At 71.6% G+C, this 26,630-nt stretch carries 21 protein-coding genes; 10 read left to right on the top strand and 11 right to left on the bottom strand.

Going from position 1 to position 26,630, the window contains the following annotated elements; all coding sequences use genetic code 11:
• The first annotated feature begins 166 nt into the window (after nt 1-166).
• Both ACZ5ON_RS23030 and ACZ5ON_RS23025 read left to right on the top strand, forming a co-directional pair.
• Nucleotides 167-1,300, top strand: coding sequence for a helix-hairpin-helix domain-containing protein (locus ACZ5ON_RS23030; RefSeq protein ID WP_465595731.1), 1,134 nt, complete (start codon nt 167-169; stop codon nt 1,298-1,300).
• A 131-nt stretch (nt 1,301-1,431) separates the two neighbouring features.
• Entirely contained in the window at nt 1,432-4,404 is a 2,973-nt protein-coding gene (locus ACZ5ON_RS23025) for a ComEC/Rec2 family competence protein (RefSeq protein WP_465595728.1), read from the top strand.
• Nucleotides 4,405-4,620: 216 nt separating this feature from the next.
• On the opposite strand, the gene ACZ5ON_RS23020 is transcribed toward ACZ5ON_RS23025, so the two are convergent.
• Complete coding sequence (locus ACZ5ON_RS23020) at nt 4,621-4,884, bottom strand: hypothetical protein (RefSeq protein WP_465595725.1); 264 nt, start codon at nt 4,882-4,884, stop codon at nt 4,621-4,623.
• An 84-nt stretch (nt 4,885-4,968) separates the two neighbouring features.
• On the opposite strand from ACZ5ON_RS23020, the gene holA reads away from it, so the two are divergent.
• Nucleotides 4,969-5,964, top strand: coding sequence for a DNA polymerase III subunit delta (gene holA, locus ACZ5ON_RS23015; RefSeq protein WP_465595722.1), 996 nt, complete (start codon nt 4,969-4,971; stop codon nt 5,962-5,964).
• 185 nt (nt 5,965-6,149) lie between these two features.
• Here holA and ACZ5ON_RS23010 read toward each other — a convergent pair whose 3' ends face one another.
• On the bottom strand, nt 6,150-6,917 hold the full coding sequence (locus ACZ5ON_RS23010; RefSeq protein ID WP_465595719.1) for a hypothetical protein: 768 nt from the start codon (nt 6,915-6,917) through the stop codon (nt 6,150-6,152).
• A 322-nt stretch (nt 6,918-7,239) separates the two neighbouring features.
• Entirely contained in the window at nt 7,240-7,503 is a 264-nt protein-coding gene (rpsT, locus tag ACZ5ON_RS23005) for a 30S ribosomal protein S20 (RefSeq protein WP_465595717.1), read from the bottom strand.
• A gap of 703 nt (nt 7,504-8,206) precedes the next feature.
• Here rpsT and lepA point away from each other — a divergent pair.
• The gene (lepA, locus tag ACZ5ON_RS23000) at nt 8,207-10,075 is read left to right on the top strand and encodes a translation elongation factor 4 (RefSeq protein WP_465595714.1); all 1,869 of its coding nucleotides are present in this window, start codon (nt 8,207-8,209) and stop codon (nt 10,073-10,075) included.
• Between the two features lie 49 nt (nt 10,076-10,124).
• Here lepA and ACZ5ON_RS22995 read toward each other — a convergent pair whose 3' ends face one another.
• The 5 genes from ACZ5ON_RS22995 to ACZ5ON_RS22975 form a co-directional block, all read right to left on the bottom strand.
• Nucleotides 10,125-10,457 (bottom strand): hypothetical protein, encoded by a 333-nt coding sequence (locus ACZ5ON_RS22995; RefSeq protein ID WP_465595712.1) that lies wholly within the window; start codon nt 10,455-10,457, stop codon nt 10,125-10,127.
• A 133-nt stretch (nt 10,458-10,590) separates the two neighbouring features.
• Nucleotides 10,591-11,490, bottom strand: a complete 900-nt coding sequence (sigJ, locus tag ACZ5ON_RS22990; protein ID WP_465595710.1) for an RNA polymerase sigma factor SigJ — start codon at nt 11,488-11,490, stop codon at nt 10,591-10,593.
• Between the two features lie 203 nt (nt 11,491-11,693).
• Nucleotides 11,694-11,855 carry a hypothetical protein gene (locus ACZ5ON_RS22985; protein WP_465595708.1) on the bottom strand — a complete coding sequence of 54 codons (162 nt, stop codon included), beginning with the start codon at nt 11,853-11,855 and terminating at the stop codon, nt 11,694-11,696.
• A gap of 171 nt (nt 11,856-12,026) precedes the next feature.
• Complete coding sequence (locus tag ACZ5ON_RS22980; RefSeq protein WP_465595929.1) at nt 12,027-13,925, bottom strand: ABC transporter ATP-binding protein; 1,899 nt, start codon at nt 13,923-13,925, stop codon at nt 12,027-12,029.
• Nucleotides 13,926-14,014: 89 nt separating this feature from the next.
• The gene (locus ACZ5ON_RS22975; protein WP_465595705.1) at nt 14,015-15,748 is read right to left on the bottom strand and encodes an ABC transporter ATP-binding protein; all 1,734 of its coding nucleotides are present in this window, start codon (nt 15,746-15,748) and stop codon (nt 14,015-14,017) included.
• A 308-nt stretch (nt 15,749-16,056) separates the two neighbouring features.
• Between ACZ5ON_RS22975 and ACZ5ON_RS22970 the strand changes: the two genes are divergently transcribed.
• Together ACZ5ON_RS22970 and hemW are read left to right on the top strand one after the other, a co-directional pair.
• Nucleotides 16,057-17,955, top strand: a complete 1,899-nt coding sequence (locus tag ACZ5ON_RS22970) for an AMP-dependent synthetase/ligase (RefSeq protein ID WP_465595702.1) — start codon at nt 16,057-16,059, stop codon at nt 17,953-17,955.
• A 50-nt stretch (nt 17,956-18,005) separates the two neighbouring features.
• Nucleotides 18,006-19,235, top strand: a complete 1,230-nt coding sequence (gene hemW / locus ACZ5ON_RS22965; RefSeq protein WP_465595699.1) for a radical SAM family heme chaperone HemW — start codon at nt 18,006-18,008, stop codon at nt 19,233-19,235.
• Nucleotides 19,236-19,268: 33 nt separating this feature from the next.
• Here the strand turns inward: hemW and ACZ5ON_RS22960 are convergent, their stop codons facing one another.
• Nucleotides 19,269-20,114 carry a DUF3097 domain-containing protein gene (locus ACZ5ON_RS22960; RefSeq protein WP_465595696.1) on the bottom strand — a complete coding sequence of 282 codons (846 nt, stop codon included), beginning with the start codon at nt 20,112-20,114 and terminating at the stop codon, nt 19,269-19,271.
• A gap of 142 nt (nt 20,115-20,256) precedes the next feature.
• On the opposite strand from ACZ5ON_RS22960, the gene ACZ5ON_RS22955 reads away from it, so the two are divergent.
• On the top strand, nt 20,257-21,567 hold the full coding sequence (locus ACZ5ON_RS22955; RefSeq protein ID WP_465595693.1) for a C2 family cysteine protease: 1,311 nt from the start codon (nt 20,257-20,259) through the stop codon (nt 21,565-21,567).
• 4 nt (nt 21,568-21,571) lie between these two features.
• Here the strand turns inward: ACZ5ON_RS22955 and pspAB are convergent, their stop codons facing one another.
• Nucleotides 21,572-22,150, bottom strand: a complete 579-nt coding sequence (gene pspAB / locus ACZ5ON_RS22950) for a PspA-associated protein PspAB (RefSeq protein ID WP_465595690.1) — start codon at nt 22,148-22,150, stop codon at nt 21,572-21,574.
• 26 nt (nt 22,151-22,176) lie between these two features.
• Nucleotides 22,177-23,100 carry a zinc metalloprotease HtpX gene (gene htpX / locus ACZ5ON_RS22945; protein ID WP_465595687.1) on the bottom strand — a complete coding sequence of 308 codons (924 nt, stop codon included), beginning with the start codon at nt 23,098-23,100 and terminating at the stop codon, nt 22,177-22,179.
• 288 nt (nt 23,101-23,388) lie between these two features.
• Here htpX and hrcA point away from each other — a divergent pair, with 288 nt between their 5' ends.
• The 3 genes from hrcA (at nt 23,389) to ACZ5ON_RS22930 (ending at nt 26,497) form a co-directional block, all read left to right on the top strand.
• Nucleotides 23,389-24,402 carry a heat-inducible transcriptional repressor HrcA gene (hrcA, locus tag ACZ5ON_RS22940; RefSeq protein ID WP_465595926.1) on the top strand — a complete coding sequence of 338 codons (1,014 nt, stop codon included), beginning with the start codon at nt 23,389-23,391 and terminating at the stop codon, nt 24,400-24,402.
• 71 nt (nt 24,403-24,473) lie between these two features.
• Nucleotides 24,474-25,616 carry a molecular chaperone DnaJ gene (gene dnaJ / locus ACZ5ON_RS22935; protein WP_465595685.1) on the top strand — a complete coding sequence of 381 codons (1,143 nt, stop codon included), beginning with the start codon at nt 24,474-24,476 and terminating at the stop codon, nt 25,614-25,616.
• Between the two features lie 131 nt (nt 25,617-25,747).
• Nucleotides 25,748-26,497, top strand: a complete 750-nt coding sequence (locus ACZ5ON_RS22930; protein ID WP_465595682.1) for a 16S rRNA (uracil(1498)-N(3))-methyltransferase — start codon at nt 25,748-25,750, stop codon at nt 26,495-26,497.
• Nucleotides 26,498-26,630 lie beyond the last annotated feature (133 nt).

Here is a 26,630-nt window from a genome sequence, read left to right as displayed (position 1 = left end):
CGTCCGGGACCGGATGGCCAACCTGTTCCCGACCGACCAACCGTCGCAGCGACCGGTCCCGGACGGGACGGCTGCCTCCCGGGGCACCCGGTGGACGGCTGCGCCATCTCGACCCGGTTCTCCGTCGGGGGCTCCGGACGTCTCGGACGCGTCGGATTCCCCGGACGTGCCGGACACCGTGGACACGCCGGATTCGTCGGAGGTCACGGACGCCTCGGACGTTCCCGGCTCCTCGGAGGCGGGCGAGCTCTCCGAGCCGGATCAGCCGCCGGACACTCCGCAACCTGAGGCCGCTTCGGCCGTCGGGTGGGTGCCGGTCCCCGGGGCCGTCCTGCCCGCACACGACGCCGCGTCGCTGCTGCGGTACTACGAGCGCCGCGCGGCCGGGCTGGCCGAGGCGCCACTCGGTGAGCGTGTCCGATCGCCGTCCGGTGCGGACGAGACCGGTCGGAGGGCGGATGCTGCCGTTGGCGCTCCTGACCCCACTGCCCTCGACTCCGTTGCCCGCCGCTCCGCCGTCCCGGAGCCCGCCGTCCCGGAGCCCGCCGTCCCGGAGCCCGCTGTTCGTGGCCTCGACATCGCCGACCGAGTACCGACCCCTGTCGCCCGGCTCCCGGTCCCGGCCGATGCGGTCGACCGTCCAGCAGGGGCGCGGCGACGACGGGTACGGCTGCCGAGGCTGCATTCCGGCCTGGCGCTCGACCGGCGGGCGGTCCTCGGGCTGACCGTGCTGCTCCTGCTCGCCGTGGGCTACGCCGTACAGCACTTCTGGCTCGGGCGACCGGAGGCCGTGGCGATCCCGACCACCGCGGTCACCCCGAGCCCTGCAGTCGCCGCGCCGGGGAGCGGCGGTGATCCGCCGGCCTCGTCGCCCGCGAGGCCGTCGGGCGCCGTGGTGGTCGTGGAGGTGGCGGGGAAGGTCCAGCACCCCGGACTGCGCACACTGCCCAGCGGGTCCCGGGTCGCCGATGCGGTGAATGCCGCCGGCGGACCGCTGCCGGACACGGACACCTCCGGCGTCAACCTCGCCCGGCTGCTCACCGACGGCGAGCAGATCGTGGTCGGTGCGCCGGCCGGCCAACCGCCCCCGGTCGCCGCCGGGCCGCGCACACCGCTCAGCCTGAACCAGGCAACCGTGGAGCAACTCGACGCACTTCCCGGAGTCGGTCCCACACTGGCCCAGCGAATCGTCACCTTCCGTCAGGAGCACGGCGGATTCCGGTCCCTGGAGCAGCTCCGGCAGGTCAGCGGTATCGGAGCCCGTAAGTTCAGCGACCTGCGTGCCCTGCTCACCCTCTGACGCGCTGCCGGTCACCGCCTGCCGCCACCGCCCGTCCGTTTCGCCCGTCCGTTTCGCCCGCGGCCGCCGCCCGCAGACCGGCTCCCACACCGCCCGCACACCGACCGCCGACCGTCCGACGGAGGTGCACCGTGATCGCCCTGTCCGAGGCCGCGGCCCTGTACCGATCGCCCGCAAACCGCGAACCCGCCGACCTCCGTCTCATCCTCCCGGCGCTCTCCGCCTGGTTGGCCGCCTTCACCGTTCTCGGTCTGGCGCCGGAGCACCGATCGTGGTGCCCGCCCTTGGCCGTGCTCGCGGTGACCGTCGCGCTGCTGCTCCTCGTGCGGCCCGTAGAGCGGCACCGGCGCATGTCCCTCCTCCTGGCCGCAACCATCCTCACCGCGACCGCTGCGACGGTCACCACCCTGCTGCACACCGCCGATCTCCATCGAGGTCCGCTGCCCGCCCTCGCCCGCTCGCAGGTCTCCGCCTCCGTCGGCAACCCCGACCTCGCCGACCCGGCCGATCCGTCCGGTGGTTCCGGCACCCCGAAGGCGGGGCCGGCACCGGAACTGACCGTCAGCCTCACCATCGCCGGAGACCCTGAGGCCCACACCTCGCACGCACGCGGCACCAGTCCGGGGCGGTCCCTGCTCACCGTGGCCGCCGTCGTCGACAGCGTCACCCTTCCGCAGCCCGCGAACGCGGACGCTTCCGGAGCCGGTCCTCCGCCCGAGTCCTCAGCTGCCCGTCCGAGCCGAGGGCCGACCACAGCTGCGCCCGGGATGTCGATCGCGACACCGCACGCGGCGTCCCCCGCAACAAAGCCCGGGACACCGATCGCGACACCGCCCGGGGCGTCGGCTGGGAACTCGGCCAGGACAGCGGCTGGCACTCCCCGCACAGTCCGGACCCGAACTCCCGTGACCGTCATGGTCCGCGCCCAGGACACCGACGCCTGGCACGATCTGCTCCCCTCCACCCGGCTGCGGGCGGACGTACGGGTGCTTCCCGCCCGTGAGGGCACGCAGACCGCCGCCGTCCTGTTGGCACGCGGCCAGCCCGAACTGCTCACCCCGCCGAGCCTGCCGCAGCGGCTGGCCGGCCGGTTGCGGGCCGGCCTCCGTGCCGCCTGCGAGCACCTGCCCGCCGATGTCCGGGGGTTGCTGCCCGGACTGGTGGTCGGCGACACCTCCCGTCTTCCCGACGACCTGAACGAGGCGTTCCACGTCACGGACCTCAGCCACCTCACCGCCGTCAGCGGCGCGAACCTGATGATCGTGCTGACCGTCCTGGTCGGAGCTCCCGGCCACGCGGGCACATCCGGTCGCGGCGGGCTGGCCGGGCGCCTGGGCCTGCCCCTGCGCGTCACCGCCGTGCTCGGTGCCGGGCTCACGCTGGCGTTCGTCACGGTCTGCCGACCGGAGCCGAGCGTGCTCCGGGCTGCCGCCACTGGTCTGGTCGGGATGCTGGCCCTGGGCACCGGGCGGCCACGCCAGGCGCTTCCGGCACTGACTGCCGCCGTCCTCGGGTTGATCCTCCTCGATCCCCACCTCGCCCGCTCGTACGGGTTCGTCCTGTCGGTGCTGGCCACCACCGGTCTGCTCACCCTCGGCCCGCGCTGGATGGCAGCACTGGTCGAACGGCGCTGGCCGCACCACCTGGCCAGCGCCGTCGCGGCCACGGCCGCCGCACAGGCGCTCTGCGCGCCGGTCACGATCCTGCTGGCACCCCGGGTCAGCCTGGTCGCGGTCCCGTGCAATCTGCTGGCCGAGCCCGCCGTCGCACCGACAACCCTGCTCGGGTTCGCCGCGTTGGCGGCCGATCCGCTCTCCCACCCCGCCGCGCGATTCCTGGCCGATCTGGCGGCCTTGCCCGTCGCCTGGCTGGCCGGCGTCGCGCGGACCGGCGCTGCGCTCCCTGGGGCCCAACTAGCCTGGCCCGGTGGACCGTTCGGTGTCATCCTGCTCGCCCTGACAACGGTCGCCCTGGTCTGGGCAGCCCGTCCGTTCCTGATCCCAGCGCGGCCGACGGCGTCGTCCGCCGCCTCCGCGGTCCGTCGGGGCGGCGCCGTTTCCCCGTCGGTGGACACCCGTCGGAACCCGTTCGCCACCCGCTGGGGCAGAGCCGTCCTGACGGTGGTCCTGGGCGTGATCATGCTGGCCGTCCTGCTGCGGCCGCCCACGCTCACCAGGATCGCCACCGGCTGGCCGCCGAAGGGCTGGCAGCTCGTCATGTGCGACATCGGCCAAGGGGACATGACCGTGCTGCCCATCCGCTCGGCCGGTGGCGAGGCTCCCGACAGCGCGATCGTGGTGGACACCGGACCCGATCCGCACGCCGCCGACACCTGTCTGCGCGACCTGGGCATCACCAAGGTGCCGCTGCTGATCCTGAGTCACTTCCACGCCGACCACGCGGAGGGACTGCCGGGGGTCCTGCACGGTCGCCGGGTCGGGGCGCTCCAAGTCACCACGCTGGACACGCCGGCGGGGGAGTACGCGCGGGTGGTCGCCTGGGCGGCCGCGGCCGGAGTTCCGGTCGTGCGCGCCCAGCGCGGTGAACACCGTTTCGCCGGGCCCGAACTCTCCTGGGACGTACTGTGGCCGGACAGTACGCTCGGGCCCGCCACTCCGGGCGCGAACAATGCCAGTGTCGCCCTGCTGGCAGCGGTCGGGCCGTCCTCGGGCTCGCTCCGGATCGCCCTGCTGGGCGATCTGGAACCGCCGGCGCAGGCCGCTCTGCACGCCCGGCTGACGCCGCCCCGGGTCGACGTCCTCAAGGTGGCGCACCATGGTTCGGGCAACCAGGACTGGGACTTCACCGCGGCCCTGCACCCCCACCTGGCTCTCATCTCCTGCGGGAGCGACAACCCCTACGGGCACCCGGCGGCCCAGACCGTCTCACGGCTGCGCGCCCTCGGGGCAACGGTGATGCGCACCGACCAGGTCGGCGATATCGCGATCCTGGGTACCCCGTCCGCGCTCAGCGTCGCCACGCATCCCCGCCATCCGGAGCCGCTCGCCCGAGCTCCGCCGCTCGTCGGCGTCGCAGGGGGAGGGGTCCTGCCGCACCCGGTTGTCGCCGAGCCGGATTCCCGCCGCACCGGGCCATCGCTGTAGACGGAGGCCCTCGCTCACATCGGGCAATCGCCGTACCGGACCCTCGCCTTCAGCGGGCTCTCAGTGCCAGGTGGTGGCGCCGTGCCGGAGGCTCTCCACCCCGGCACAGCGCCCGTCGGATTCGGTCACGGTGCACTCGGACCCACAACGCGGCCAGCTCCGCGGCGCGTTGGCGAGTCCGGCCTCCAGCAGGTCCCGCTTCGCGCTCCCTCGGTGTCAGCCTTCCTCGCGCCAGCCGTCCTGGTCGGTGGCGAGGGTGTCCAGTGCGGCCAGCAGCTCAGGGGTCCAGCCGGTCTCCTCCGGCGGGTCCACGACGACCAGCCACTGGGCGTCCTCGGCATCGTCCTCGCCGGCCAGCGAGTCGCGGACGACTTCGAGTTCGCCCAGGTCGGGCCAGCGCGCGGAGAGCTCCTCGGCCACCTCTTCGGCGGCGTCACGGTCGGGAAGAACGAGGAGTTGACGAGTGAAGTTCGTTGTCACCGCACCATTGTGCAGATCCTGCCGTCCACTGGGGAGAGCGGGTCCGGCCGTTGTTGTCGGCGCAGCGTGCGATGCTGGTAGGCGATGGCCAGGAAGAGTGCACCCGACGACCTGCTCGCCCCGCTGACCCTCGCGGTCGGACAGGAGGAGCTGCTGCTCGACCGTGCGGTGGCCCAGGTGGTGGCCGCTGCGAAGGCGGCCGATCCGGACACCGATGTGCGCGATATGGCTCCCGGCACCCTCCAGCCCGGCGGGCTGGCCGAGTTGACCACGCCGTCGCTCTTCGCCGAGCGGAAGGTCATCGTGATCCGCGCCGCGCAGGATCTCGCCGCCGAGTCGGTGAAGGAGGTCAAGGCCTACCTCGAAGCGCCCGCCGACGAGGTGATCATGGTGCTGGTGCACGCCGGTGGCGCGAAGGGCAAGGGCCTGCTGGACGCAGGCCGCAAGGCGGGCGGGCGCGAGGTGCAGTGCGCCAAGCTGACCAAGTCCGGTGACAAGCTGGCCTTCATCCGCAACGAGTTCCGTACGCTGGGCCGTTCCGCGACGCCGGAGGCGTGCCAGGCCCTGCTGGACTCGCTCGGCAGCGATCTGCGCGAACTGGCCGCCGCGTGCAGCCAGCTCACCGCTGACGTCGAGGGCACCATCGACGAGACGGTGGTGGCCCGTTACTACAGCGGCCGGGCCGAGGCGACGGGCTTCGAGGTGGCCGATCTCGCGGTCACCGGGCGGGCGGCGGAGGCACTGGAGCGGCTGCGCTGGGCACTGGCGGTCGGCCAGCCCCCCACCGGGATCACCTACGCCCTCGCCTCGGGTGTCCGCAGCATCGGCCGGCTGGCGACGACCGGCCGGAACATGCGCCCGGCAGATCTGGCCCGCGAGTTGGGCATGCCGCCGTGGAAGGTCGAGCGGGTCCGCCAGCAGATGCGTGGCTGGACGGGGGACTCGGTGGCCGCCGCGCTGACGGCGATCGCCAAGGCGGACGCCGCGGTCAAGGGCGGCTCGGACGACCCCGCGTACGCGCTGGAGCGAGCCGTGGTCGCCGTGGCCCGCGCCGCCCGCTCGGGCGCGCGCCCGTACTGACCGACTGCCTGTACTGACCGACTGCCCGTACTGACCGGCTGCCCGTACTGACCGGCTGCCCGTACTGACCGGCTGCCCGTACTGACCGGTTCCTCGTACCGGCCGGTTCCCCACCCACCCTGCAGCAGGCAGCAGGCAGCAGGCAGCAGGCAGCCGGCGCCTGGACCGGCAACCCGGCGATGCCGTCAGACTCCGATGGCTCCGCCGATGGCCGTGAGCACGTCCCGGCTGTCCATCACCAGCGCCTGCCGGAGGGCCTCCTGGTCCGGCGGGCTGCTCTTGCCCACCTGGTACGACCCCGACCAGCTCAGGTAGTACGTCAGGGCGCCGTCGCGTACGTACAGCACCTGGGTGAGGTAGTGCCAGGAGCGGTCCGTGCTGCTGGGATCGTCCAGGTAGCCGACGTACGCCTCCTGGCCGAGGCCGTGGACCGGGGTGATCCGGTACCGGCGCCGCCCCAGGCCGGCTCGCTGGGCCGCGAACTCCGGGCGCGGGTCGACCGCCTTGTGCAGCTGCGCCTCCAGGTAGAGGGAGGAGTACTCGCTGTCGCCGTCAGCTCTCTTCCGGTACTGGCTGCAGTACATGTCGTCGAGCGCCGAGTGCCGGGTCGAGTAGTGGTACGGGGCGCCGGACTGGGCGGGGTAGAGCTGGGTGAAGCGACTCAGTCGTGCGGCGCCGCAGAGGTCGTTCACCACCCGGTAGCCGCCCGGGCTCAGCGGAGCGCCGACGGTGACCAGGGCCGGAACGGTGATCACCGCCGCCGCCCACACCGCCGAGGCGACCAGTGCGCCCGCCACGCCCCACCACAACCCCCGGCGTGACCTCCACCCGACGGGCGCCGGCAGGGCCGCGGCCGGCGGCGGGAAGTGCGGTGGAGAGGGCGGTCCGTAGGCGGCCGCCGGTCCGGGGTATCCGTAGCCGTACCCGGGCCCGGCGTCGGTCGGCGATGACATCTGATGCGCCCCCCAGAGGGTGTGCTGCGTGGTCAGTCCACCGCACGATATCGGTAGTCGACTGATTGCGCAGAGTCACCAGGGTGCTCCGGAACGCCGACAGGCGCCGCGGCCGCCCGGGAAAGGGGCTGGGCCGTGACGCCTGTCGGTTCTGTTGTGTACCGCACCCGCGTGGCGAACGCAGGCCGCGTGCGGTACGGAGTCATGCGCCTCGGTGCGCCGGGTAGAGGGCCGGTCGCGACCCGAGGAGGGTGGTCGGGCGGGAGGCGGGTAGAGGGCCGCGGAGTTCACGCCGACCGGTCCGGGCGAGGCCCGGGGTGAATCAGGCAGCGGCGTTGACGCGCTTGGTGATCGCCGACTTCTTGTTGGCGGCCTGGTTCTTGTGGATGATGCCCTTGCTGGCGGCCTTGTCGAGGGCCTTGGAGGCGGCGCGAGCCAGCTCGACGGCCTTCTCGGTCTCGCCGGCGGCAGCGGCCTCGCGGGCCTTGCGCAGAGCGGTCTTCAGCGAGGACTTGACGGCCTTGTTGCGCAGGCGCGCCTTCTCGTTGGTCTTGTTGCGCTTGATCTGGGACTTGATGTTCGCCACGAAGGAGCCTCAGTCTGTGATGTCGGTCTACGGGTGCACACCCGGTGCTCCTCGACCCGCTGAGAGGGCATGCCGAGGCCAGGTGCAGCGCCCCAGGCTACCAGGGGCCCCTGGAACGGCCCAAACCGGCCACTTCGTCCGGGTGACGATCCGTGGACGGGAGCGGTGAGCAGCGGCTTCCCGCACTGCTCGTCGTACCGCTCGACCTCGTCGGCCTCGGAGGGCGATTCGTGGTGGCTCCGCTGCGGCAGTGCCCGCCACCCGGGGTGGCCCGGTGGCGCACCGGCGGGTTCCGGAGCCGTCGTGCGGTCGGCCGGCGTCCGCCGAGCCACCCGGAGGAGGCGGCGCGAGCCGCCCCCGTGGAGGCGGGCGTCTTGCCCGGGCGCCCGTCGCAGCTGGGGCGAGAAGTAGCCCCGCTGGGTCGCGACCAGTGGTCTGGCCTGGACGAACGCCACGGCGAGCGCCTCTTCGAAGCCGGGTGGGACATCGAGTGGGGTGCTTGCCACGGGCCCTGGCCGCCGGCCTTCTCACGGGCCGGTGGGCAGGGAAAGCGATTGGGCGAGAGCTGAACCGCGCACAGGTCCGCCGTCGTGGGAAGATGGATGGAACCATTTCGATCGGACGAGACCGTCCGGTCCCCGGGAAGCCGGTCAGCGATGACCCGGACACCCCGGCCCCCGGACCAACGGAGAATCGGACCAAGGTGCCCGCGACCCCCAGCAATGTGCCAGAGCCCAGCCGCACCGACCCGGCGGTGATCCGCAACTTCTGCATCATCGCCCACATCGACCACGGCAAGTCCACGCTCGCCGACCGGATGCTGCAGATCACCGGTGTGGTGGACCCGCGCCAGATGCGTGCCCAGTACCTCGACCGGATGGACATCGAGCGCGAGCGCGGCATCACCATCAAGTCGCAGGCGGTCCGCCTCCCGTGGGCGCCCCGGACCGGTGAGAACGCCGGCCGGACGCACATCCTCAACATGATCGACACCCCGGGCCACGTGGACTTCACGTACGAGGTGTCCCGTTCGCTCGCCGCCTGCGAGGGGACCATCCTGGTCGTCGACGCGGCCCAGGGCATCGAGGCGCAGACCCTCGCCAACCTCTACCTGGCGCTGGAGAACGACCTCACGATCATCCCGGTGCTCAACAAGATCGACCTGCCGGCCGCCCAGCCGGAGAAGTACGCCGACGAGATCGCCCACATCATCGGCTGCGACCCGTCGGACGTGCTCAAGGTCAGCGCCAAGACCGGTCTGGGTGTCGAGGACCTGCTCGACCACATCGTGGACAAGATCCCGGCCCCGGTCGGCGTCGCGGACGCCCCGGCGCGCGCGATGATCTTCGACTCGGTCTACGACTCCTACCGCGGCGTGGTCACCTACGTCCGTGTCGTCGACGGCCAGCTGAACAAGCGCGAGCGGATCGCGATGATGTCCACCGGCGCCACCCACGAGCTGCTGGAGATCGGCGTCATCTCGCCCGAGCCCAAGGTCGCCGAGGGCCTCGGCGTCGGCGAGGTCGGCTACATCATCACCGGCGTGAAGGACGTCCGGCAGTCCAAGGTCGGTGACACCATCACGTCGCAGCACAAGGGCGCCACCGAGCCGCTGGGCGGCTACAAGGACCCGCGTCCGATGGTGTTCTCCGGCCTCTACCCGCTGGACGGCTCCGACTACCCGCTGCTGCGCGACGCGCTGGACAAGCTGCGCCTGAACGACGCCGCGCTGGTCTACGAGCCGGAGACCTCGGTCGCGCTCGGCTTCGGCTACCGCTGCGGCTTCCTCGGCCTGCTGCACCTGGAGATCATCCGGGAGCGCCTGGAGCGCGAGTTCAACCTCGACCTGATCTCCACCGCGCCCAACGTGATCTACCGGGTGGTCATGGAGGACGGCAGCGAGCACACCGTCACCAACCCGAGCGAGTTCCCCACCGGCAAGATCGCCGAGGTCTTCGAGCCGGTCGTGCGCGGCACCATCCTGGCGCCGAACGAGTTCGTCGGCGCGATCATGGAGCTCTGCCAGTCCCGCCGCGGTTCCCTCCAGGGCATGGACTACCTCTCCGAGGACCGGGTCGAGCTGCGCTACACCCTGCCGCTCGCCGAGATCGTGTTCGACTTCTTCGACCAGCTGAAGTCCAAGACCCGTGGTTACGCCTCGCTCGACTACGAGCCCATCGGCGAGCAGAGCGCCAACCTGGTCAAGGTCGACATCCTGCTGCACGGTGACGCGGTGGACGCCTTCTCCGCGATCGTGCACAAGGACAAGGCGTACAGCTACGGCGTGATGATGGCCGGGAAGCTGCAGAAGCTGATCCCCCGCCAGCAGTTCGAGGTGCCGATCCAGGCCGCCATCGGCTCGCGGGTCATCGCCCGTGAGACGGTCCGCGCGATCCGCAAGGACGTCCTCGCCAAGTGCTACGGCGGTGACATCTCCCGTAAGCGGAAGCTGCTGGAGAAGCAGAAGGAAGGCAAGAAGCGGATGAAGATGGTCGGCCGGGTGGAGGTCCCGCAGGAGGCCTTCATCGCCGCGCTGTCGACCGACGCGGACGCCCCGAAGGAGAAGAAGTAGCACCGACGCCGAAGGGGCCCGGGGAACCGGGCCCCTTCGGCGTTCTCCGTCAACGCAGGTCCGACACCACGTACCTGACGATGTACGCCTTGGTCAGTCGACCGAGTACGCCGGTCAGGACGGTCCGGTGCATCGAGTCGTCGGGCCGGACGTCGGCGGGGATCCCCCCGCCGGCGGTCCGCAATCTGTCCGGAGCGGCGGTGGTGACCTCGGCGTTCTCGTCGATCCGCACGCCGAGCCGCGCCAGCACTTCCAGCACATGGGCCCGCCCGCGCGGGGAGAGAACCAGTCTCCGGCCCGGCCGGCCGCCACGATCCGCGCGGGTGGCGGCGGCCAGCCCGGCGTAGCCCGCGCCCACCACGACGATGTGCTTCCCGGTCATGTCGTCCTCCTCGGTCGTGCGCTCGGCGCGCGTTCGGGAGGGGGGTGGCACGGCCCGCCGGAGCGTAACGGTGACCCGCGTCACGGCGGGTCGGCCGATCCGCCCGGTGTCGGCGGGCAGTGACCGGCGGGCCTCAGTCGGCGGGCTGCAGCCGGGTCAGCTTCTCCGGGTTGACCACGACGTACGCCTCGGTGATCCGGCCGCCGGCCACGGTGAAGGCGACCACACAGCCGACCGTGCCGGGAGAGGAGTACATGACCAGGCCCAGCTCGCCGTTGACCTGGGCGAAGGTGAAGGACACCTCGGGGGTGAACCACTTGGCGACCACCCCGGCGACCAGGCGGGAGACCCGGTCGGCGCCGACGATCGGCTGGACGCCCGCCCGGACGATGCCGCCGCCGTCGGAGTGCCAGACCACGTCGGGGTCGAGAACCGCGAGCAGCGCCTGGATGTCGCCGCCGGCGGTCGCTGCGGCGAAGGCGTGTACCGCCTGCCGGTGTTCGGCGGCGTCGACCCGGCCGCGGCCCGCGCGGCCCTGGCCGGCCTTGATCCGGCGGCGGGCCCGGGAGGCCAACTGGCGGGTGGCGTCGGGTGTGCGGTCCAGGGAGGCCGCGATCTCGTCGAAGCCGATCGCAAACACGTCGTGCAGGACGAAGGCGGCGCGTTCGGCGGGGGTGAGCTGCTCCATCACGGCGAGCAGGGCGAAGGAGACCTCCTCGCCGAGCTCGGCGAGCCGGTCGGGGGTGCGGTCGTCGGTGATCACGGGCTCGGGCAGCCACTCACCGTAGTACGCCTCGCGGCGCGCCCGGGCCGAGCCCAACTGGTCGTAGCAGAGCCGGGTGACGACGGTGGTCAGGTACGCGCGCGGGTCGGCGACCCGGGGCCGGTCCACCGCCTGCCAGCGCAGCCAGGCCTCCTGGAGGATGTCCTCGGCGTCCGTGATCGAGCCGAGCAACCGGTAGGCGACCGAGCCCAGATAGCGGCGGTTGGCCTCGAACGCGTCCGGAGCGGCCGCTGGGCCTTCGTCACTCACCCGGACACCGTAGCGTGCCGCGGGCGCCTTCCGTCGGGCGGGTCGTCGGGTACGGAGCTCCCCGCGCCGGAACAGGCCTGCGGCGCAGGGGGCATGACGAGCCCGCCCGGCAACCCGCTGACGAGGGTTCGGGGTTGCGTGCGCGGGTCCGGAGCGAGTCGTAACTGGGCCTGGCTCCCGGGCACTTCAGGGGCCGGCGGTGGTCATGAGGTTGCGGAGGAGGCCGTTGAGGGCGGCAGTCTGGGCGGGGAGAGGCTGCGGAGGGCCTCCTGCTGGACGGCGAGGCCGGCGGCGACGGCGCGGTCGACCACGTCGATGCCGGTGTCGGTGAGGTGGACGGCGATCCAACTGCTCGGGATGGCCATCGCGTTCGGCAGCACCCTGCTCGGTCAGCGGCGAGGCCCGAAACACCGTACGGAGCAGGGCCTGGACCGGCGCACGGAGCAGGGCGCGGAACTGGGCCCGAAGAGCACCCGGAAGCGCAGTGAGGGGGAGCCGCAGCTCCCCCTCACCTCACCGGACGCCACGCGGGGGCGTCAGTCCACCTCGGCGACCGCCTGAGCGAACTGGGCCTGGTAGAGCCGTGCGTAGGCTCCCTCGGCGGCGATCAGCTCGTCGTGGGAGCCCTGCTCCACGATCGAACCGTTCTCCATCACCAGGATCACGTCGGCGTCCCGGATGGTGGAGAGACGGTGGGCGATCACGAAGCTGGTCCGCCCGCTGCGCAGCCGGGCCATGGCCCGCTGGATCAGCACCTCGGTCCGGGTGTCCACCGAGCTGGTGGCCTCGTCCAGCACCAGGATGCTGGGCTGGGCGAGGAAGGCCCGGGCGATGGTGATCAGCTGCTTCTCACCGGCGCTGACACCGGTGCCCTCGTCGTCGATGACGGTGTCGTAGCCATCGGGCAGGGTGCGCACGAAGCGGTCCACGTGGGCCGCCTTGGCGGCCTCGATCACCTGCTCGCGGGTGGCGCCGGTGGAGCCGTACGCGATGTTCTCCGCGATGGTGCCGCCGAACAGCCAGGTGTCCTGGAGCACCATGCCGATGCCCGAACGCAGCTCCTCGCGGGACATCGCGGCGATGTCCACCCCGTCCAGGGTGATCCGGCCGCCGCTGACCTCGTAGAACCGCATCAGCAGGTTGACCATGGTGGTCTTGCCGGCGCCCGTCGGTCCGACGATGGCCACCGTGTGGCCGGGTTCGACCTTGAGTGAGAGGCCCCCGATCAGCGGCTTCTCCGGGTCGTACCGGAACGAGACGTCCTCGAAGGAGACCCGGCCGCGCAGCTCGGCGGGACGCTCCGGCATCGCGGGCTCGGGGGTCTGCTCGGGGGCGTCCAGCAGCTCGAAGACCCGCTCCGCCGAGGCGACCCCGGACTGCACCAGGTTGGCCATCGAGGCGACCTGGGTGAGCGGCTGGCTGAACTGCCGGGAGTACTGGATGAAGGCCTGCACGTCGCCGATGGTCAGCGCGCCGCTGGCCACCCGCAGACCGCCGACCACCGCGACCGCCACGTAGTTGAGGTTGCCGATCAGCATCATCGAGGGCTGGATGATGCCGGAGATGAACTGGGCCTTGAAGCTGGAGGCGTAGAGCGCCTCGTTCTCCCGCTGGAAGGTCTCGGCGGCCTCCTGTTGACGGCCGAAGACCTTGACCAGCGTGTGGCCGGTGTACATCTCCTCGATGTGCGCGTTCAGCGTGCCGGTGGTCTTCCACTGGGCGATGAACTGCGGCTGCGCCTTCTTGCCGACCTTCGCGGCGACTATGACCGAGAGCGGCACCGAGACCAGTGCGACCAGGGCGAGCAGCGGCGAGATCCAGAACATCATCGCCAGTACGCCGACGATGCTGAGCAGCGAGTTCACCACCTGGCCCATGGTCTGCTGCATGGACTGGCCGATGTTGTCGATGTCGTTGGTGACCCGGCTGAGCAGCTCGCCGCGCGGCTGCTTGTCGAAGTAGCTCAGCGGCAGCCGGGCGATCTTCGCCTCGACGGACTCGCGCAGCCGGAAGACCGTGTTGTTGATGGCGCGGGCGGCGAGTCTGCCCTGGACGATGCCGAAGCACGCGGAGGCCAGGTAGATCGCCAGTACCCAGAGCAGCACGATGCCGATGGCGTTGAAGTCCATGCCCTGACCGGGAGTGAAGTCCACCCCGGCGAGCATGTCGGCGATGCCGCCCTTGCCTTGGTGGTGCAGACCCTCGATCACCTCGTCGCGGGTCAGGCCGGCCGGGAGTCCGCGGCCGATCACCCCGGCGAAGATCAGGTCGGTGGCGTGGCCGAGCACCTTGGGCCCGACCACGGCGCAGCCGACGCTGAGCACGCCGAGGGTGAGGACGGCGCCCACGGTGGTCCGCTCGGGGCGCAGCAGGTTGAGTACCCGCTTGCTGGAGCCCTTGAAGTCCAGCGACTTCTCCTGGCCCTGGGCGCCCATGAACCGGCCGGGTCCGGCCGGTCCACGCCGGGCGGCCGCATCCTGGGAGCTGGAGTTGCGGCCGTCCTGCCGGGATGTGGTCGGGCTGGTCACGCCGCCTCCTGCTCGGTGAGCTGGGAGAGCACGATCTCCCGGTACGTCGGGTTGTCGGCCATCAGTTCCTGGTGGGTGCCGCTGCCGACCACGGCCCCCTCGTCGAGCACGATGATGCGGTCGGCGTCCCGGATGGTGCTGACCCGCTGCGCGACGATCACCACGGCCGCGCCCGCGGTCTCCTTGGAGAGCGCCCTGCGCAGCTTGGCGTCGGTCGCGTAGTCGAGGGCGGAGAAGGAGTCGTCGAAGAGGTAGATCCGCGGGCGGCGGACCAGGGCACGGGCGATGGCCAGGCGCTGGCGCTGGCCGCCGGAGACGTTGCCGCCGCCCTGGGCGATCGGGGCGTCCAGGCCCTCCGGCAGCTTCTCGACGAAGTCCTTGGCCTGCGCGATCTCCAGCGCCTGCCAGAGCTCCTCGTCGGTGGCGTCGGGGCGGCCGTAGCGGAGGTTGCTGGCGATCGTGCCGGAGAACAGGTACGGCTTCTGCGGGACCAGGCCGACGGTCTCGGCGAGCAGTTCGGGGGAGAGCTCGCGCACGTCGACACCGTCCACCAGCACCCGGCCGTCGGTCGCGTCGAAGAGCCGGGGGATCAGGCCGAGCAGGGTGGACTTGCCGCTGCCGGTGGAGCCGATCACGGCGGTGGTCTCGCCGGGCCGGGCCACGAGGTCGATGCCGCGCAGCACCGAGGCCTCGGCGCCGGGGTAGCGGAAGTCGACGGCGCGCAGTTCGAGGTGGCCCTGGCGCGCCAGCTCGGTGACCGGGGCGGTGGGCGGCACCACGCTGGTCTCGCTGTCCATGACCTCCTCGATCCGCTCGGCGCAGACCTCGGCGCGGGGCACCATCATGAACATGAAGGTGGCCATCATCACGCTCATCAGGATCTGCATCAGGTAGGAGAGGAAGGCGGTCAGCGCGCCGACCTGCATCGCGCCGCTGTCGATGCGGTGGCCGCCGAACCACATCACCGCGACGCTGGAGACGTTCACGACCAGCATCACGCTGGGGAACATGAAGGCCATCAGCCGGCCGGTGCGCAGCGAGACCTCGGTCAGCTCGGTGTTGGCTCCGGCGAACCGATCCTGCTCGTGGCCGTCCTTGACGAAGGCCCGGATGACCCGGATGCCGGTGATCTGCTCGCGCAGGATCCGGTTGACCCCGTCGATCCGGGTCTGCATGGTGCGGAACTGGGGGCGCATCCGGCGCACCAGCAGGGAGACCACGATGCCCAGGGTGGGGACCGCGACCAGCAGCAGGCCGGAGAGCGGCACGTCCTGGTTGAGCGCCATGATGATGCCGCCGAAGCACATGATCGGTGCGGCCACCATGAGCGTGAAGCCCATCAGGACCAGCATCTGGACCTGCTGGACGTCGTTGGTGGTCCGGGTGATCAGTGAGGGGGCGCCGAAGTGGCCCATCTCCCGGGCGGAGAAGCTCTGCACCCGGTCGAAGACGGCGGCCCGGATGTCCCGTCCCACCGCCATCGCGGTGCGCGCCCCGAAGTACACGGCACCGATCGAGCAGACCGCCTGGGCCAGGGTGATGGCTATCATCACACCACCGGTCCGCAGGATGTAATCGGTGTCGCCCTTCACCACCCCGCTGTCGATGATGTCGGCGTTGAGTGTCGGCAGGTAGAGCGCGGCGATGGTTGCGATCAGCTGGAGCAGGACCAGCAGTGAGATCGGTTTGGAATAGCGGCCCAGATGGGCACGCAGGAGTTTGATCAGCACCTGGACACTCTCGTGGTCGGATTCGTGGGTCGCACCCTATTTTCAGCTCTTCCACAGATGGTTGCGGCAGTTTGACCATTCGGGATCGGGCGGATTTCGTGTGGGCGGTCGGCACCGGTCCGGGACGGCTGCACCGCAGGTCCGTCGACGTGCCAGCCTGCAGAACCCTCTTACGCAACGGAGCGGTTGGCCCTAGGCTGCGTATGACCCTCTTGTTACTAGCAAGTTAATAAGGTGGGCCGGTCGGCCTGCCCCCACAGCCACCGCCCTCCCCTCGCCCCCCGACCACCCGCCCCCGGAGGTCATCGTTGAGTACCGCGCACACCATGATCGAGCGGCGACCGCCCTCGGTGGCCCACCTCTTCCTGGACCGGGTCGCCGCCACGCCCGACGCCGAGGCGTACCGGTTCCCGGCGCCCGTGGACGAGCACGCGGCGGACGGTGCTCCTGGCGCGGAGCAGTGGCGCTCGCTGACCTGGGCGCAGACCGCCGAGCGGGTCAAGGCGGTGGCGGCGGGCCTGATGGCGATCGGCGTCGAGCCCGAGGACCGGGTCGCGATCGCCTCCTCCACCAGGGTTGAGTGGATCATCGCCGATCTCGGCAACATGTGCGCGGGTGCCGCGACCACCACGGTCTACCCCAGCACCAACGCCGAGGAGACCGCCTTCATCCTGGCCAACTCCGCCAGCCAGGTGCTGTTCGCCGAGAACGCCGCCCAGCTCGCCAAGGCCGTCGCCCAGCGTGACCAGCTGCCCGAGCTGCGGACCGTGATCCTCTTCGACGGCACCGCCGAGCCCCCCGAGGCCGCGGACCTGGAGGTGCTGACCCTCGCCGAGCTGGAGCAGCGCGGCGCCGAGTACCTCGCCGAGCACCCGGACGCGATCAAAGCGGCGGTCGACGCGCTCGACAAGGAGCAGCTCGCCACCCTGATCTACACCTCCGGTACCACCGGCCGCCCCAAGGGCGTGCGCCTGGTGCACGACTGCTGGGCGTACGAGGGCGTGGCCCAGCAGCAGAGCGGGCTGCTGCGCTCCGACGACGTGCAGTTCATGTGGCTGCCGCTGTCGCACGTCTTCGGCAAGACCCTGATCTCCGGCCAGATCGCCACCGGCCACGTGATGGCCGTGGACGGCCGGGTGGACCGGATCATCCACAACCTCCCGGTGATCCGGCCGACCCTGATGGCCTCCGCGCCGCGCATCTTCGAGAAGGTCTACAACGGCATCGCCGGGAAGGCCCGGGCGGAGGGCGGCGCCAAGTACAAGATCTTCATGTGGGCGGCCAAGGTCGCCCGTGACTACGCCAGGACCACCCAGGCCAACCGCATCGCCACCGGCCGGGACGGCGCGCCCTTCGCGCTGAGCCTCCAGCACGCCCTCGCCGACAAGCTGGTCTACGCCAAGATCCGGGCCGCCTTCGGCGGGCGGCTGCGCGGCTCGGTCTCCGGCGCCTCCGCACTGGCCCCCGAGATCGGGTACTTCTTCAAGGGCGCGGGCGTGCCGATCCTGGAGGGCTACGGCCTGAGCGAGACCAGCGCGGGCTCCACCGTCAACCCCGCCGAGGACTACCGGATCGGCACCGTCGGCCTGCCGCTGCCCGGCACCGAGGTCCGGATCGCCGAGGACGGCGAGATCCTGCTGCGCGGCCCCGGCGTCATGCGCGGCTACCACGACCTGCCCGAGCAGACCGAGGAGGTGCTGGAGCCGGACGGCTGGTTCCACACCGGGGACATCGGCGAACTCTCCGAGGACGGCTACCTGCGGATCACCGACCGCAAGAAGGACGTCTTCAAGACCTCCGGCGGCAAGTACGTCGCACCCACCGAGGTCGAGGGCAAGTTCAAGGCGGTCTGCCCGTTCGTCAGCAACATCCTGGTGATCGGCAACGGCCGCAACTACTGCACCGCGCTGATCGCCCTGGACGAGGGCGTGATCATGCCCTGGGCGAGCGAGCGCGGCCTCGGCGGCCGCAGCTACGCCGAGGTGGTCGCCACCCCCGAGGTCAGGGAGCTGGTGGACGGCTACGTCCGCAAGGTCAACGCCGAGCTCCAGCGCTGGCAGACGATCAAGAAGTTCTCGCTGCTCCCGCGGGACCTGGACGTCGAGCACGGCGAGCTGACCCCGAGCCTCAAGATCAAGCGCCCGGTGGTCGAGCGGACCTACGCGGACGCGGTCGCCGAGATGTACGCGGGCGCCAACGAGGCGTGACGGCCGTACGGCCCGAGCGGATCACTCGGGCCGTACGGGACAATGGGTGCATGCCCTCCGCACTTCCCGACGGCGAACCGGTGCCGTCCGATGGTTCCCTGCCCGACCACGCCCTGGCCGGGCTGGGCACGCGGCCGTTCGGTTTCTACGTGCACGTGCCGTACTGCGCCACCCGCTGCGGCTACTGCGACTTCAACACCTACACCGCCACCGAACTGCGCTCCTCGGGAGCGGTCGCCTCGCAGGAGACGTACGCCGACAACCTGATCGCGGAGATCAGGCTCGCCCGGCGAGTGCTGGGCTCCGCCGACCTGCCGGTGCGGACGGTGTTCCTGGGCGGCGGCACGCCGACCCTGCTGCCCGCGCGGGACCTGGTGCGGATGCTGGCGGCGATCCGGGACGAGTTCGGGTTGGCTGCCGACGCCGAAGTGACCACGGAGGCCAATCCGGAGTCGGTGGGCCCGGCGTACCTGTGCGAGCTGCGCGAGGGCGGCTACAACCGGATCTCCTTCGGAATGCAGAGCGCCCGTCCGCACGTGCTCTCCCTGCTGGACCGGCACCACACCCCGGGCCGGCCCGAGGCGTGCGTGGCCGAGGCGCGGGCCGAGGGCTTCGAGCACGTCAACCTCGACCTGATCTACGGCACTCCCGGTGAGTCCGACGACGACTGGCGGGCCTCGCTGGACGCCGCGATCGGCGCCGGGCCCGACCACGTGTCCGCGTACTCGCTGATCGTCGAGGAGGGCACCAAGCTGGCCGCCCGGATCAAGCGCGGCGAGCTGCCCATGGTGGACGACGACGTGCACGCCGACCGCTACCTGATCGCCGAGGAGGCGCTCAGCGCCGCCGGGTACTCCTGGTACGAGGTCTCCAACTGGGCCACCACCGAGGCCGGGCGGTGCCGCCACAACGAGCTCTACTGGACCGGCGCCGACTGGTGGGGCGCGGGCCCCGGTGCGCACAGCCACGTCGGCGGCGTCCGCTGGTGGAACCGCAAGCACCCCGCCGCGTACGCCCAGTCGCTCGCGGAGCGGCGGACCCCTGCGCAGGGGCGGGAGGTACTGCCGGACGAGGACCGGCGGGTCGAGCGGATCCTGCTGGAACTGCGGCTGCGGGAGGGGTGCCCGCTCTCGCTGCTCGCCGCCGCCGGGCGCCGGGCGGCCGAACGTGCGCTGGCGGACGGCCTGCTGGACCAGGCCGCGTTCGAGGACGGGCGGGCCGTGCTCACCCTCCAGGGGCGGCTGCTGGCCGACGCGGTGGTGCGCGATCTGGTGGACTGAGTCCCGGCGGACGTGCCGGGACGCCCCCTGGTCCTACGGCTGACCGGCCGTCACGAAGTCGATCAGTTCTTCGACCCTGCCCAACAATTCGGGCTCCAGGTCCTTGTAGCTGCGGACCGAGGCCAGGATGCGCTTCCAGGCGGCCGGCGTGTCGACCGGCCAGCCGAGGCGGCGGCAGACGCCCTCCTTCCAAACCTCGCCGCGCGGGACGGCGGGCCAGGCCGGGATGCCGACGCTCCCCGGCTTCACGGCCTGCCAGATGTCGATGTAGGGGTGGCCGACGACCAGCACGGACTCGCCGGTGACCCGGGCGGCGATCCGGTGCTCCTTGGTGCCGGGCAGCAGGTGGTCTACCAGGACACCGAGCCGCCGTCCCGGGTCGGGCGCGAACTCGGCGACGATCGCGGGGAGGTCGTCGATCCCCTCCAGGTACTCCACGACCACGCCCTCGATCCGCAGGTCGTCGCCCCAGACCCGTTCGACCAGCTCCGCGTCGTGCCGTCCCTCCACGTAGATGCGCGACTCCCGGGCCACCCGGGCCCGCACGCCGGGCACCGCGATCGAACCGGAGGCGGTACGGCCCGGCCCCGCCCCGTTGTGCTGCCGGGCGGGAGCCGTCCCGGCCGGGCGGACCAGCGTCACCACCTTCCCCTCCAGCAGGAAGCCACGGGGCGTCAGCGGGAAGACCCGGTGCTTGCCGAAGCGGTCCTCCAGGGTGACGGTCAGGCCCTCGGCGGTCTTCTCGCACCGCACGACGGCCCCGCAGAACCCCGTGCTCACCTCCTCCACCACCAGGTCACGCTCGGCGGCCACCTCCGGCGCGGGCTGAGGCCGCTTCCACGGCGGGGTCAGGTCGGGTCCGTACTGCCTGCTGCGCATGCGGCCGACTATATGAAACCTGGTGCGGACTCAGCAGGCGGGCGTGTGACCGGGGGCACCGGCGGTGGTGTCGGGAAAGCCTCGTATCCTCTTAGCCGCTCATCGGCTGGGCAGCGGCGGAAAACCGACCGGGGGAGGGTGCGTGGCCTACCACCGCAACAACTGGCAGCAGGCGGCCAACAATGTGGCCGACTTCATCCCGTTCGGCCGTGGGGTCATGGCGGCGGTGAACATCGCCAAGGGGATCGCCGACGAGGTCGGCATCGAACGGCTGGACTACCGACCCGACGGCCACCCCGTGGTGGAGCGCCCCTGGCAGCCGCCGGGCCCGCCGCCGGACCCGGCCCGGGTCGAGGCGGTCGGCCGCCAGGCCTGGGACGCGCTCTTCGCCGACACCGACCGCTACCCGGCCCGCTCGCTGCTGGACCAGGTCGGCAACCTGCTGGTGCCGCTCCCGCCCAGTGAACTCGACCTGGTCATCCGGCGGTTCGGCCCGCAGGGGCTGCTGCGCTGGGACGAGCTGATGCACGTCACCGACGCGGGCGGGGAGGAGGCGTACGACTTCTACCGACAGCAGGAGGTCTTCAACTGGCTGCTGCGCGCGGTCAGTCCGTACGCGACCATGTTGATCGGGGACTCCATGCCCTGCACCCAGCCGACGTACAAGGTGCTGCCGGAGGACGAGAGGCGGGGCGGGACGCCGGGCTGGGTGCTGCCCGCCGGGCCCTTCGCCCAGATCGACGGGGCGTACTTCACCGAGAGCTGGCAGCGCGTCTCGGCCTCCACCGAGCCGATGAGCTGGCAGGACATGGACCAGGGCCGGTTCGGCACCTGCTGGATGCTCACCGCCATGCAGGCCGTGCTGCAGGCCAATCCGACCTACGCCCCGCGCCATCTGCGCCAGGAGGCCAACGGCTCGGTCACCTTCACGCTCTACGAGAACGGCCGGCCGTACGACGTGACGGTGGTCGCCGACCTGCCGATGGTCGGCAACACGCTGTACGGGGCCAAGGGGCACAGCGACGACCCGCGCTACGCCGAGACCTGGCCCGGCTACTACGAGAAGGCCGTCGCCCAGTGGCACCGGGGGTACGAGGAGATCGCCAACGGCGGCTACGCCGCGCGGGCACTGGCGTTCCTGACCGCCCAGCCGGTGCAGGAGCTCGACATCAGCTCGCCCTGGCTGATCCACGAGATGGCCGACCGCAAGTCGCGGGGCCAGGCGGTCACCGTCGGCACCAAGGGTCACGGGAGCGACCGGGAGACCCTGATGGGCGGCCGGCTCGCCACCAGCCACGCGTACTTCGTCAAGGACGTGGACGTCCCCGGCGGCCGGATCTGCCTCGGCAACCCCTGGGGCGACGGGGCCTCCCGCAAGATGTGGGAGGCCTGGCTCAGCTACCAGGACATCCAGTACTACCTCGCCCACGCGGAGGCCGCGTTCACCTGGTAGCCGCTCAGAGGCCGGGTGCGCCCCAGACCGGGAACCAGCGGGAGAGGTCGGGCTCGATCCGCAGGTCGTCGGTGAGCAGCGCCTTCACCTGGATCTCCAGCGGGTTGTCGCGCTTCTCGCCGGGGAGCGGGGCGAAGGGGTAGAAGGTGCCGCGTTTGTAGAGGTAGACCAGGCCCAACGGCCGGCCCGCGTCGTCCTGGAAGGCCACGATCGAGCAGAGCAGCTGGGGGCCGAAGCCGTTCGCCTCCAGCTCGCTGTTGACCGCGTGCAGGTCGTTGACCAGCTCGGGCAGTTGCCCGGGGGAGTGCCGGGCGAGCAGCCAGGAGTAGCCGTAGGAGTCCCGGCTGGCCTCGACCGGGGCGCCGCCGCGCTCGGTGTCGGCGTCCAGCAGCGCCCGGACCTGGCGCTGCACCTCGCCGAACACACCGCCCTCCACGGCGGCGAAGCAGACCGAGCCGAGGCCGGTCGGCCGGAAGGAGGTCGCGGCCTCCAGGGTGAGGGCCGCCGAGGGCACGGCGAACAGTTGGTCGAGATCGGGCTTGACCGGCTTGGTGCGGCCGAAGAGGGCGTCCAGGAATCCCACGGTGGTCCCCTTGTGCGAGGTGGCGATCAGCGGCCGAGCTGGGCGGAGATCGTGGCGAGTTGGGCGAGCCGCTGCTCCAGCGTCGGGTGGGTGGACATCAGCTGGCTCGCGGTCTCCCGGGCGCTCAGCGCGGGCGCGAAGTAGAAGGCGTTGTACGGCTGCGCCTGGCGCAGGTCCTTGCTGGGGATGGCCGCGATCTGGCCGGTCACCTTGGTGAGCGCCGAGGCCAGCGCGCTCGGCCTGCCGGTGAGCTGGGCGGCGGCCCGGTCGGCGGCCAGCTCGCGGTAGCGCGAGAGCAGCCGGGTGAGCAGGAAGCTGATCGCGTACACCAGCATGCTGACGAGCGGGATGACCAGCATGGCGATGGCCGCGTTGCTGTCGTTGTTGTTCCGGTTGCCGCCGCCGAGGAAGCCGCCGTACAGCGCGATCCGGGTCATCATCCCGGCCAGTACGCCGAGGAAACCGGCGATCGTCATCACCGCGACGTCCCGGTGCGCGACGTGCGAGAGCTCGTGGGCGAGAACGCCCTCCAGTTCCTCCGGTTCCAGTCGGCGCAGCAGGCCGGTGGTCACGCAGACCACCGCGTTCTGCGGGTTGCGGCCGGTGGCGAAGGCGTTGGGCATGTCGTTGTCGGCGACCGCCACCCTGGGTTTGGGCATGTCCGCCATGGCACAGAGCCGGTCGATGGTGCCGTGCAGCTGCGGGTACTGCTCGGGGCTCACCGGCCGGGCTCCCATCGCCCGCTCGGTGATCTTGTCGCTGAACCAGAACTGGGCCACGAAGAGCCCGCCGGAGATCAGCACGATCAGCGGCCACGCCCCGCGCAGCAGGACGATCAGCACTCCCGTGAAGCCCACGTACAGCAGGCCGATGAGGAACATGGTGATGACCATCCGCCCGGTCAGGCCACGATCGGGTGCGAAGCGGGAGTGCTGGGATGAAGCCGACATCTCTGCTCCTTCGTTACATCGCTCGCCTTCGATGCTGCCACCCCGGGCGCCCCGGGGCACCGACTTCGTACCCCGGATCCGACGAGGATCACCGGGGCGGCCCGTTCCTGCCGTCGGAGCCGGGCCGTACACTGGCAAGTACGGTTCTGGCACTCTGCCTTCCAGAGTGCCAAGGGGCCGGTCGGCCAAGGGATTCAACGGACGAAGACGGAGGTGCGTGCCGTGTACAGCGAGCGCAGTGCTGACGAGCGCAAGCCGGACGCGCGCCGGCTCGAGCCCCGTCGTCCGCTGGACGAGCGCAAGCTGGCGGTACTGCGCGCGATCGTCCAGGACTACGTGGGCACCGAGGAGCCGGTCGGCTCCAAGGCCCTGGTCGAGCGGCACAACCTCGGGGTCTCACCGGCCACCGTGCGCAACGACATGGCGGCGCTGGAGGAGGACGGTTACATCCACCAGCCGCACACCAGCGCCGGGCGGATCCCGACCGACAAGGGCTACCGCCTGTTCGTCGACAGGCTGGCCGAGGTCAAGCCGATGAGCGCGCCGGAGCGTCGGGCGATCCGCCACTTCCTGGACGGCGCGGTCGACCTGGACGACGTGGTGGCCCGCACGGTCCGCCTGCTGGCGCAGTTGACCAGGCAGGTCGCGGTGGTCCAGTACCCCTCGCTCAGCCGGTCCACGGTGCGGCACATCGAGCTGGTGGCGCTGGCCCCGGCGAAGGTGATGCTGGTGCTGATCACCAACACCGGCCGGGTCGAGCAGCGGCTGGTGGACTGCCCCGGCACGGTCGGCGAGAACGTGCTGGCCGATCTGCGGTCCAGACTCAACGCCAGCGCGGTCGGCCGCCCGCTGCCCGAGGTGCCCGGCGCGCTGGAGGAACTCCCGGCGGCCTTCGAGTCGTCGGACCGGCCGACGGTCAGTGTGGTGCTCGCCACGTTGTTCGAGACGCTGGCCGAGCAGAAGGAGGAGCGGATCATGCTGGCCGGTACGGCCAATCTGACCCGCTTCGGACATGACTTCCCGCTCACCATCCAGCCGGTGCTGGAAGCACTGGAGGAGCAGGTGGTACTGCTCCGCCTGTTGGGTGAGACGGCGGACGCCGGAATGACGGTCCGGATCGGTCACGAGAACGAGTACGAGGGGCTCAATTCCACCTCGATCGTCTCGGTCGGTTACGGTTCCGGCGACCAGAGTGTGGCAAAACTCGGGGTGATCGGTCCGACCCGGATGGACTATCCGGGCACAATGGGGGCGGTGCGAGCGGTGGCCCGGTACGTGGGTCAGATCCTGGCCGAGTCATAGCACAGGCCGCTGGTTGAACCGGCGGCGACCAGTCGCAAGCACTTCTACAGGCGGAACAAGCGGAGCATTTGGTGGCCACGGACTACTACGCGGTACTCGGCGTCCGACGGGATGCGGGGCAGGACGAGATCAAGAAGGCGTTCCGGCGCCTGGCACGCGAACTGCACCCGGACGTCAACCCGGACCCGAAGACGCAGGAGCGGTTCAAGGAGATCAACGCCGCCTACGAGGTGCTCTCCGACCCGCAGAAGCGGCAGGTGTACGACCTCGGCGGAGACCCGCTGTCGCCCAACGGCGGTGGTGGCGCGGGCGGCTTCGGCGCCGGTGCGGCGGGCTTCGGCTTCTCCGACATCATGGACGCCTTCTTCGGCGCCGCCTCCGGCCAGCGCGGCCCGCGCTCGCGGACCCGGCGCGGCCAGGACGCGATGATCCGTCTGGAGATCACCCTGGAGGAGGCCGCCTTCGGCACCACCAAGGAACTCCAGGTCGACACCGCCGTGACCTGCACCACCTGTTCCGGCGAGGGTGCCGCACCCGGCACCTCCGCGCAGACCTGTGACATGTGCCGCGGCAAGGGCGAGGTCTCCCAGGTCACCCGGTCCTTCCTGGGCCAGGTCATGACCTCCCGTCCCTGCCCGCAGTGTCAGGGCTTCGGCACCGTCGTGCCGACCCCGTGCCCCGAGTGCGCCGGCGACGGCCGGGTGCGCGCCCGCCGTACCCTCACCGTCAAGATCCCGGCCGGTGTGGACAACGGCACCCGGATCCAGCTGGCCGGCGAGGGCGAGGTCGGCCCCGGCGGCGGCCCGGCGGGCGACCTCTACGTCGAGATCGCCGAGACCAGCCACGCGGTCTTCCAGCGGCGCGGCGACGACCTGCACTGCACCGTCACCATCCCGATGACGGCCGCGGCGCTCGGCACCCAGGTGCCGCTGCAGACCCTGGACGGCCTGGAGGACGTGGACATTCGCCCCGGCACCCAGTCCGGCCAGTCGATCCCGCTGCACGGCCGCGGCGTGACGCATCTGCGCGGCGGCGGCCGAGGCGACCTGATAGTGCACGTCGAGGTGCAGACGCCCACCAAGCTCGACGCCGAGCAGGAGGACCTGCTGCGGCGGCTCGCGGCGCTGCGCGGCGAGGAGCGTCCGTCCGGGCAGTTCGCGCCGGGCCAGCAGGGGCTGTTCTCGCGGCTGAAGGACGCCTTCAACGGACGCTGAGGCTCTGGGCCCTGGTCCGGTGAAGCCTTTCGAGCCGCTTCCGAGCCGCTGAGCTTCCGGGCGCCCGGTGACTCCCCGAGGGTCGCCGGGCGCCGCCGTGTCGGTACCGAGAGATTGTTTGGGGAAATGCCATGACCGCGCCCGTGTTCGTCGTCGAGACCGACAGGCTGGCCGCGGCCGCGCCCGGAGCGGTGATCCGGGTGGACGGGCCCGAGGGGCGGCACGCCGTCGCCGTGAAGCGGCTGGAGGCCGGGGAGGCGGTGACCCTCGCGGACGGGCTCGGGCTCGGAGTGGACGGCACGGTCGCCGCGGTACACGGCAAGGACGCGCTGGACGTCACCGTCGAGGCGGTGCGGCGGGAGGCCGAGCCGGCGCCCAGGATCGTGGTCGTGCAGGCGCTGCCCAAGGGCGACCGGGGTGAACTCGCCGTCGAGACCATGACCGAGGTCGGCGTGGACGTGGTCGTCCCTTGGGCCGCCGCCCGCTGCATCACCCAGTGGAAGGGCGACCGTGGGGCCAAGGCCCTCGCCAAGTGGCGGGCCACCGCGCGGGAGGCCGGGAAGCAGTCGCGGCGGCTGCGGTTCCCCGAGGTGCGCGAGCTGGTGACGACGCGTCAACTCGCGCCGCTGCTCGCCCAGGCGGCCTTCGCGGCGGTGTTGCACGAGGAGGGCGCCGCGCCGCTGGCCGGCGCGGAACTTCCGGCGAGCGGGGACATCGTGCTGGTCGTCGGGCCCGAGGGCGGGGTGTCGCCGGACGAGCTGGCCGCCTTCGCACAGGCGGGGGCGAAGCCGTACCGGCTGGGCCCCTCGGTGCTGCGGACGTCCACCGCGGGCGTGGCGGCTGGGGCGCTTCTGCTCGGGCGTACCGGCCGCTGGGGCTGAGGCTCGGCCAGCGGCATCGCGTGGACCGGCAGGCGGCCGCCGCCGGTCGGGACTCGGAGGGCCCGGTGGGGCGTTCGGCTTCATGCCGTTCACCGCGCGCTGACGGGCCGCCGTCTGCCCCGCGAGCCGGGGC

Source organism: Kitasatospora sp. NPDC032150 (assembly GCF_055579945.1).
Note: the sequence above shows the minus strand (reverse complement) of the source record. Positions and strands in the feature narration are given on the sequence as shown.